This window comes from Desulfobacter latus (genome assembly GCF_013389365.1).
GTDB lineage: Bacteria > Desulfobacterota > Desulfobacteria > Desulfobacterales > Desulfobacteraceae > Desulfobacter > Desulfobacter latus.
This window is the reverse complement of record NZ_JACADJ010000056.1, coordinates 18529-27805: the sequence shown is the minus strand read 5'-3', so window position 1 is coordinate 27805 and position 9277 is coordinate 18529. Positions and strand designations below refer to the sequence as shown.

The following is a 9277-nucleotide window of genomic DNA, read 5'->3' as shown; positions in this document are numbered from 1 at the left end:
GTGTCAGAGCCGGTCCCGGCACCACCAATTCAGCAGACGATATCAAAGCCGGCGCCCTCCCCGGCCCGGCAACCCCAGCCGTCAACAGCACCGGCGTCACCGGCTCCGCCGGCTGCAGCGGCCCCGGCCCCGGAAGTTAAAAATATCCTGTTTGAGATTGTCAGCCGTTTAACAGGCTTCCCGGTGGAGATGTTGGAACCTGAAATGAATATTGAATCAGACCTTGGCGTTGATTCCATTAAAAAGGTTGAGATCATTTCAGAACTTGAAAAAGCATTCCCTGACAGTGAAGACCTATCAGCCCAGCGCCTGGGTTCCGTCAAAACCCTTGGCGATATCTGTACAGCGGTTGAAACAGACCAGGGAAAGGAAACCGCCCCGGCACCGGAACCAACAGCAGCCCCCGTTGCCAATCGGCAAAGCACGCCCCAAAACAACCAGCCGGACCAAGATACCCTCGGCATTCTGGTCAACATTATCAGTGAACTCACCGGGTTCCCCCAGGAGATGCTCGAACCCGGGATGAACCTTGAATCCGATCTTGGCATTGACTCCATCAAACGGGTTGAAATTCTATCACGACTTGAACAGGAGCAACCCGAATCCAGCACATTATCGCCGGATGACATGGGCAGCTTAAAAACCATAGCTGATATCATAAATTACTTAACGCCTGAACAAACAACGGTTTCCAAAGAAACCTCTAAAAAAAAACTTCGCATGACCCGGTAAGCGACCAAAACCAGGCCGACCAGGCCGAAGAAAAAACATTAAAGGTGCTTGACAGGCAGGAGGTCGAGCTGACTGCCTCACCCACCGATCAGGTCCGTTTCTATAATGGGTCAAAAATCCACATTCCTGCAGATAAAACCATTTATCTGACAAGGGATCGGGCAGGCATTGCCACGGCATTTGAAAAAGAGTTTAAAAAACTTAACTTAGCCGTGCAGATTATCGATGCCACCCCGGAGAACATTCCGGATCTGCCCGATGCAGCAGGGCTTGTCCTTATACCGGACGCCTTTTGTGAACCCGGGGACGACGCCGCGGCAAGTCAGTTTCTTTTAACGGCGTTCAGCATGGCATCAAAAAACGGACCCTACCTGACAGCAAATGCCCAGGAAGGCGGCAGCTTTATGACCTGTATCAGCTTTCTGGGCGGCGGCTTTGGGTTTAAACATTTTGAAACACAAATCAGCCCTGTTTACGGCGGCATGGCAGGCCTTGCCAAAACCGCCGCCCTTGAATGGAAACCGGTCCTGTGCCGGGCCCTTGACCTGCCGTTTGATCCAAAAGCCATAAAAGAAAACGCTGAAGCCGCTGTCGGTCTGATGATGACCCGGGGTGCCGTGGAAATGGGGCTTGACCGTACGCAATGTTACATTCCCGAACTTGTATCCAAGCCTGTGGGCGAGCCTGTGGAAATTAACCTGGACAACTCCGATGTTGTGGTGATTTCCGGCGGTGCCAGGGGCGTTACTGCCGCGTGTGCCATTGCCCTTGCCGGGCAATGCCGGGCGAAAATTGCCCTTTTGGGCAGATCTAAACCCCCCTTTGACGAACCGTCATGGCTCAAAGGCATGGATACACCCGCCCAAATGAAAAAAGCCGTTTTTGCCAATGGTTTTGAAAACGAAAAACCCACCCCCGCCCGGGTGGAAGCTGAATATCGGCGTTTTGCCTCAAACCGGGACATTAAAGCCAATCTGGAACATATACGAAAATGGGGCAATGAGGTTACCTACTTTTGCGTAGACATCCGGGATAAAGACCTTGTCAAGGCGACCATGGAAAAGGTGACCCGGCAGTTAGGTCCTGTGACCGCGTTGATTCATGGGGCCGGTGTCCTTGAAGACAAATTGATCTGTGAAAAAACACCCGACCAGTTCAAAAATGTGTTTGAAACCAAAATCAACGGACTTTTTGCGCTTCTTTCTTCAGTGGATCAAGACCAACTGAAGTATCTGGTTCTGTTCTCGTCGGTTGCGGCAAGATTTGGAAATACCGGCCAGTGCGACTACGCCATGGCCAACGAAGTGCTCAATAAAATCGCCCGGGCCAAACAATCCACCCTGCCCCATTGCAGGGCAATCGCCATCAATTGGGGTCCCTGGGACGGCGGTATGGTCACGGACGCCCTGAAACGGGAATTTGAAAAACGCCGGATTGAACTGATCCCCATCCAGGCAGGCGCACGGCAGATGGTGGCGGAAATGGGCAATGCCGACAAATCCTGCGTTGAGGTCGTTGTGGGAGGCAGCATCTCTGCAGACGTGCCGGAAGCATCTTCTCCGATGAATAAAGCCTTAACCCAAACCTTCAGCAGCCGGGACAGTTCTATTATTGAAGACCATCAAATTGATAATGCACCGGTTGTTCCCCTGGCTTTAATGGTGGATCTGCTGGCCTGTGGTGCCGAAAAAAACAATCCGGGTCTGCAATTTGCCGGAATGGAAAATGTGCAACTGCTCAAAGGGATTGTGCCCGGTAATGACAAAACCGACGTCCAGGTGGATATTGGACGGTGCGTCACCATAGATCATCAACTCTTTACACCGGGTCGTATTACCTCTTCGGGAAAAAACGGATTAACGATCCAGCATGCCAGGGCCCAGGTGTTGCTGGCTGATAAGCGGCCCCAGCCACCGGGTTCACCCAAATCAGCATCCATGGACCTTGCCCCCTGGGAAATCAGTATGGATCAGGCCTATGACACCATTCTTTTTCATGACGGCGAACTGCAATGTATTTCCGACATCTGCGGGGTGTCACCCAAGGGCATTGAGGTGATGACCACCACAGCCCCGGACATCCGCGCATGGTATAAAACGCCCCATGCAAGGCAATGGGCCATGGACCCCATGGTTCTGGACGCGGCCTTCCAGGCGGCAATTTTGTGGACCTTCCATAATTGCGGAAAAGTCTGCCTGCCCGCAAGCTTTGCCGATTTGCGAATTTTTCGCGCCTTTCCCAGGCAAAGCGGACAAACGGTTCGGATATCATTTATCGTCAATCACCAGGATCCGCACAAAATCAAAGGATCTTTTACATTTTTTGATGAAACCAACACAGTCATTGCAAGCATGATGGGATTTGAAGCCATCATGGACCCGGGATTGCTTGATAAATTTAAATCTACGCCCCTGTTTGACCGGGACAAGATTTTAGCCTTTGCCCAGGGCAATCCATCCGAGGCGTTTGGCGAACCCTATAAAGTTTTTGATAAAGAGCGTGAAATTGCACGGCTGCCAAGACCGCCCTACTTTTTTATGGACGCGGTGACAAAAATAGACCACCCGGCCTGGCAGACCGCGCCCGGCGGATGGATAGAAACCACTTACAAAATTGATAAAGATGCGTGGTATTTCGCAGCCAACCATAGCGATACCATGCCGTTTTGTATTCTTCTTGAAGTGGCCCTTCAACCCTGTGGATGGCTTGCCGCCTATGGCGGCGCAGCCCTGACCTGCGAAGACCGCCTGCACTTCAGAAACCTTGGGGGAAAAGCCAAACTGATCAAAAATCTGACCCGAACGTCCGGGGTCGTAAAAATCCGTGTCAGGATGACCGATGTCTCCATGGCCGGCGGCATGATCATCCAGAATTTTGATATGGATGTACAGAACAAGGGAGAATCCATTTACACAGGCACCACGAATTTTGGATTTTTTACGGCTGAGGCCTTATCCAAACAAGTGGGAATCCGGGACCCCGAGGCATTTTTAACCCTTGAAAAAAAGAGCCGACCATCAGACATCGTACTTGAAGATCATGCGCCCTTAACCCCGGAAGATCAAAATATCGGTCCCAATACGGGGATGCCCGGAAAAGCCTTGAGAATGATAGACAACATTACATTTCTTGATTTCAAAGCCGGATTGCACGGCCAGGGACTGATCCAGGGCGAAAAACAAGTGGACCCTGATGAGTGGTTCTTCCATGCCCATTTTTATCAGGACCCGGTCTGTCCGGGATCGTTAGGCATAGAATCATTCCTCCAGTTAATCCGATTTTTCATGATCAAAAAATTCGATCTTGACCCGGAACAATTTGCACCGGCAATTGTTGAAAATCATGAACATGAATGGACATACCGGGGACAGATCATCCGCTCGAACGCAAACATTGTTGTCCAGGCCCATATAAGTACGTGCACCATGGATGAAACGGGCTGCCAGGCAACGGCTGACGGCAGCCTGTGTGTGGATGGCATCTGTATATATGAAATGAAAAATTTTTGTTTTGCTTTGCAGGCCCTGCCCATTGAAAAAAAATTGACAATCTGCCGGTTACAGCGCATAAATACACAACAGAATTTAGCTGGGGGAGCTTGCAAAAGCTGAGAAGGAAAAATTTTCCTGACCCTTGGAACCTGATGCGGGTAATACCGACGTAGGGAAGTGGATCATACCTCTTCATGTAATGCCTCCCTGTCGCACCGGGTTGATAATAACGGTTTTTCTTCGGAGGTCTGCATGGATAAAAAAAGAAGTTTTGACGAATTTGCACAAGCATATGATGCGTGGTTTTTTGACAATATGAATCTGTTAAATTCAGAGGTGAACCTGGTCGCTTATTTTATGAAAGATGCGGGTGAGACCTTTTCTGTAGGGTGCGGAAGTGGTCTTTTTGAGTCAATTTTGAAAAGAGATTTTAACATTCCCATTCAGTACGGTCTCGAACCATCAGAGGGAATGGCTGAGATTGCCCGTAAACGCGGGATCAGTGTTGATGTAACCACAGCGGAAGACGCCGATCTGGGCGAAGAACAATACGATACGATCCTATTCAACGGTACACCAAGCTATATCAATGACCTGCAGTCGGTGTTTCATAAAGCCTATACGGCGTTGAGAAAAAGAGGTAAAATCGTGGTTATTGATGTTCCTAAGGAAAGTTCATACGCAATCATGTATAACCTGGCAAAAAGTCTCGAAACATGGGAACATCCATTGTTGGAAGGCGTTCACCCAAGGGACCCGTATCCAATTGAATTTGTAAAGGTTGCCAACTGGCGTACAACCACTGAAAAAGTCGAGATGCTTAAAGCAGCCGGTTTTCAAGATTTTGATTATGCACAAACGCTCACTAAACATCCGCTATACTCAAACAATATGGAAGAACAACCAATTCCGGGGTTTGACTGCGGTGATTATGTTGCCATTTGTGCCTTCAAAAAATAAAAATCGCGGAATCAGGGCTGATAAAGAATGAAAGCGGCAGGAAAATACACTCAAAAGATGTGGGATGCGATAGCTTCTATTTATGAGGAGACCATTACTCATCCCTTTGTTGTACAACTGGCAAAAGGCACGTTGGATAAAAACAATTTTGCACATTTCCTGTCGCAGGATATCCTTTATCTCAAGGATGATAATCTGGCTTTGGACTTGATCGCCGAAAAAGCGCCTAACAAATCTGAAAAGCAATTCTTTCAAATGTTAGCCAAAGATGGGCTGGACATTGAAAAAAAACTTCACAATGAATTTCTGACATATTTTGATATTGAGGAAGCTCAAGAAAAATCTCCTGCAATTGAGAAATACACGTCCTTTCTGCTCAACCACAGTGAAAATTCCGTATTTGCTATTGCTGCTGCAGCACTGTTACCTTGTTTCTGGGTGTATAACAGCGTAGGTAATCACATCTTGACCATTGCGGAACCTGACAACGAATACCAGATGTGGATCGACACCTATCGCAGTGACGCGTACGAGCAATACACGCAAAAATTTATTGATATTGTAGAGCGGCTGGCATCAGGGGCAGCTGAAGAACTTCTTCAGGAAATGTTGAAAGCCTTCACGCAATCAACACAATATGAACTTGATTTTTTTGAAGAAGCGATGACTCGATGACCAAATTTTTGTTAACTTTACCTAACTTATTTTGATGCCTTAGGCCCATGATTCCTTCCGGTCAGTTTATCTCAATATAAGTTTTAAATATTTTTTCATGGGAAATAAATTTTTCCCGGTCAGGGTCCTGGAGATAGGACCTGATGGCGTTGACCCGTTTGAGAATTTCGTGTTCGGCCCGTTTTCTCATAATTTTTTTGGCCTGGACGATATCTTCTTTCAGATTAGACGTATACTCAGCGTCATAGTATTTTTCCGTCTTGTATTTTATTCTCTTTTCAATTAAGTCTTCGCGCATCTTATTATGGGCCTCATCCAGGAACAGAACCTCGGGCATAAGGTCGGCAAAATGAGTTACGGCAATAATATCCTTGTCACGCTGCCAGTAGCCGATAAGAAATTCAGGCTCAAGATCTTGATAATTCTGCAGCGGCATATACATCCGCCGAAGATACAACAGCACTTTTTCCGTTTTTTTCCGGTGTCCACCTATGATCACTGAACCGCCGATTTGGTCCTTTGTGACCCCTTTGGTCCAGGGGGCGCCGGTGATGCCGAAGTCAATGCAAAGGGGAATCTGAAGCAAAACCGACATGGTGTTCAGGGCCAGGGCATAGCCCGCAGACGGTCCGCCAACGTTGTAGGATGCGGATAACAGCTGGTGGTGAATGGAATACCGCTGAAGGAAATCCCCGAACAGCCAGGGGATGCTGATATCCGGGCACAGGCTCTGGATATAGTTTTTCACCATGGTCAGGGCCTCCTGGGCTGACTGATTGGTCATTTTTACGGCCATATCCATCTGGGCGGTCTCGGCCGAAGGCGTGGCCACGGCCCCGGTGACAATGATCGGAGTGTTTTCAACCCTGCCCGTCAGGCTGGTGGCAATGGGCAATAGCATGCCGCTCATCTCATTGGCCCCTACGCCAATAATAAAACCGACCTGGGGTTCCTGGCTCAGCTCGGTCTCTAAGAATTCGTTAAGCTGGATGGATCCTTTGCGCACCGGGCTTTGGGAAATTTCCCTTCTGGCGGATTCCAGGTGGGCCACAACAATGGGATAATCTTCTTCCCGGGTGATATGATCCACATTTTCCAGAATCTTGTCGTAATCTTCTACAAAATTTTTCAGGTCGTTTTTGATTTTGGATTTGATCAGGGGCGGGGCTTTAAGGGCATCAAGTATCCCTAACACGGTTTTAAAATTAAGTTTAACAAAATTATATTTTTCATCCCGGGTTGAGGATTTGAGATCCCGCAGTTTGCGCAAGACTTTAAATTCGGTGCTGCAAAGCGCAATGGCCTTTTCCGTAAATGAGGTGTAATCTGCCGGGGTATTGCAAATCCCCTGGGCTGTTTCTATTATTTTTTCCACCTCAAACCGGCGGGGGTGCGGCACATTTTCAAACTGCTTTTTAATTATTTCAAAAACATCTTTTTGCCGCATATGCCCTGATATATCGAGGGTTTTCAGCCTTTTAGACCGGATCAGGGCAGGATCCAGGATATCCAGACGATTGGTGGTTAAGACGGTAAAGACCTTATTCAAAGGAATTTCACCATCAATGATATTTAAAAATTTATTGGTCAGGGCATCCGAAGGGTGGCCGCCGGTCGCGCTTCGTTTGGGGGCAAGGGCATCTCCCTCGTCAAAAAATATCACCGTGGGGGCGATCATTTTTGCAATATCATACACTTTTTCAAGGTTGGATACGGCGCCATGCACTGGGCTTGACGGATCCTGGAGCGCAGAGGGGCTTGTTGCAATGTCATGGACATTGCTGTTGGAGGAAAGCCAGGTTCTGACCAGATAGGTTTTGCCCGATCCCGGCGGACCTGTGAGGACCACGCCCTTGTCTTCGCTGACGCCGTAATGAAAACAGTTATTGGCCATCTCAGAGAACTTATCCTTGATATCGCCCACATACGCCTCCCAGTCCACGTTGCGATCCATCTGGTCAACCACCTTATCGTAAAGCTCGCCATACACATTTTTGGCCACCAGTTGGAATGCCCTGCGGATCAAGACCGTATCATCTAAAAAGGCCTGGACAAAATCCCCCTGGATGGAGATGATCGATTCAATGAGCTTTCGCACGTAGGCCGGAGTAATCTTCAGGCTTCTCTCCCGGAAAATGGCATAGATTTTATCTGCGGCATCATCCAGTTGTTCAGAATCCGGCTTAAATCTGGTGGGAATCTGGTAACGCCGGGTCTCAAGGATAATAATTTTTTTTAAATTTTCCGGGTTCATCCAGTATTTTGAAATGTCGATGATCACGCCTTTTTCAACAAACCTGCGGTAAATGGCCGTGTCAAACCGATGCGCCTGGTCACTGGTGGCAATAATAAAGCAGTCCCGTCTTCCATCAATAATTTCATCCAGGATAATATTGGAGGTATCAATCAGGGTCCTTTGCTGTTTTTCCACGCCGTCACTTCCGGTTCCGGACCCGGATTTTCCAAATGCTGAATGGGCCTCTTCAATGTGGCGGATTGACGTGACCTTGGGGTGACCCATGGCCCGCTTAAAATAATTGCCCGGTTCGCCTGACAGGGCGGTCTGGTAATCATTGGGCGTGATAACGGACATGTCCACTAAAATACCTAAATCTTCAAAATCCGTCAGGTTATTCATGATCCGTTTTCTAAAAATCCGTTTAAGAATGGGGATTTTTGCCAGACGCAGGTAAAAGTCGGTTTTTTTCTTTTTTGCAATCTGCATGGCAAATTCAGGGTCCACATCTTCAAGCTGGGTGAACAGGCTGTATCCCCCTAAAATTTCGTCCCGCTTTTTTCGCCAGTCCACCATGGGAATCACTTCGTTTCTAAATACCACTTTTTCAAGCGCTTCTTTTGCCGTAGCGCTTTTCCCCGAACCCGAAGTCCCTTCAATGAGCATGATGGGGGCTTTAGGCACATCCGGATCTTCAAGGTGTTCTTTTCTGATATGAACCCTGTAAATTTTTTCAAATATTTTTTCTAATTCCACAGGCACATGAAGATCGGTCAGTTCTCTGTCCAGAACCGCGATAAGGTAATGGTATTCAGCCTTTGAAAGTTCTTGTTCAATGATCCTGTTCCAGGAGGCAGCCGGATTGGTTTCCCCTGAATATAAAAATCGTTTTTTCCAGTCTGTGAGAATTTGGGGATTGTTGAGGACATTCATCCGCCTTTTTTTTCTTTTCATGAAAAAGACAAAAAAGAAAAAATTTTTCAGCAAAGAAATCAAGGCATTGGGCGGTTTGTACTGGTTGAGCCGGGATCTGACAAAGGCCTTGGTGTCGTAGGTCCAGGTTTCCACCATGGATTCAATTTTATTAATGGCCTCTTCAGGCAGGGCAATATATTTTTTTTCTTTTGTATATCGTTTGGCCATTTGTTCCCCCTTTACAGGATATCGGTCTAAATCGATTGAA

Annotated in this window: 5 protein-coding genes and 1 riboswitch; of the genes, 4 read left to right on the top strand and 1 reads right to left on the bottom strand. The window is 47.7% G+C overall.

Annotated features, from left to right (window positions below; translation table 11 throughout):
* The 4 genes from HXW94_RS13895 to HXW94_RS13880 form a co-directional block, all read left to right on the top strand.
* Nucleotides 1-732: phosphopantetheine-binding protein (locus tag HXW94_RS13895; protein ID WP_246294030.1), on the top strand; the 732-nt coding region annotated here is incomplete at its 5' end.
* A gap of 44 nt (nucleotides 733-776) precedes the next feature.
* Nucleotides 777-4343: an SDR family NAD(P)-dependent oxidoreductase gene (locus HXW94_RS13890; RefSeq protein WP_343054631.1), complete on the top strand. Its 3567-nt coding sequence runs from the start codon at nucleotides 777-779 to the stop codon at nucleotides 4341-4343.
* A riboswitch (TPP riboswitch) is annotated at nucleotides 4313-4416 on the top strand. It overlaps the preceding gene by 31 nt.
* Nucleotides 4417-4475: 59 nt before the next feature.
* On the top strand, nucleotides 4476-5183 hold the full coding sequence (locus HXW94_RS13885; protein ID WP_178367504.1) for a class I SAM-dependent DNA methyltransferase: 708 nt from the start codon (nucleotides 4476-4478) through the stop codon (nucleotides 5181-5183).
* A 27-nt stretch (nucleotides 5184-5210) separates the two neighbouring features.
* On the top strand, nucleotides 5211-5858 hold the full coding sequence (locus tag HXW94_RS13880; RefSeq protein ID WP_178367503.1) for a TenA family protein: 648 nt from the start codon (nucleotides 5211-5213) through the stop codon (nucleotides 5856-5858).
* Between the two features lie 61 nt (nucleotides 5859-5919).
* Here HXW94_RS13880 and HXW94_RS13875 read toward each other — a convergent pair whose 3' ends face one another.
* The gene (locus HXW94_RS13875; RefSeq protein ID WP_178367502.1) at nucleotides 5920-9237 is read right to left on the bottom strand and encodes an AAA family ATPase; all 3318 of its coding nucleotides are present in this window, start codon (nucleotides 9235-9237) and stop codon (nucleotides 5920-5922) included.
* Nucleotides 9238-9277: the final 40 nt, after the last annotated feature.

What these genes read in the sequence shown, in the direction of transcription:
- HXW94_RS13875 (WP_178367502.1), bottom strand. Translation starts at nt 9,237, where the DNA reads ATGGCCAAACGATATACAAAAGAAAAAAAATATATTGCCCTGCCTGAA.
- HXW94_RS13885 (WP_178367504.1), top strand. Translation starts at nt 4,476, where the DNA reads ATGGATAAAAAAAGAAGTTTTGACGAATTTGCACAAGCATATGATGCG.
- HXW94_RS13880 (WP_178367503.1), top strand. Translation starts at nt 5,211, where the DNA reads ATGAAAGCGGCAGGAAAATACACTCAAAAGATGTGGGATGCGATAGCT.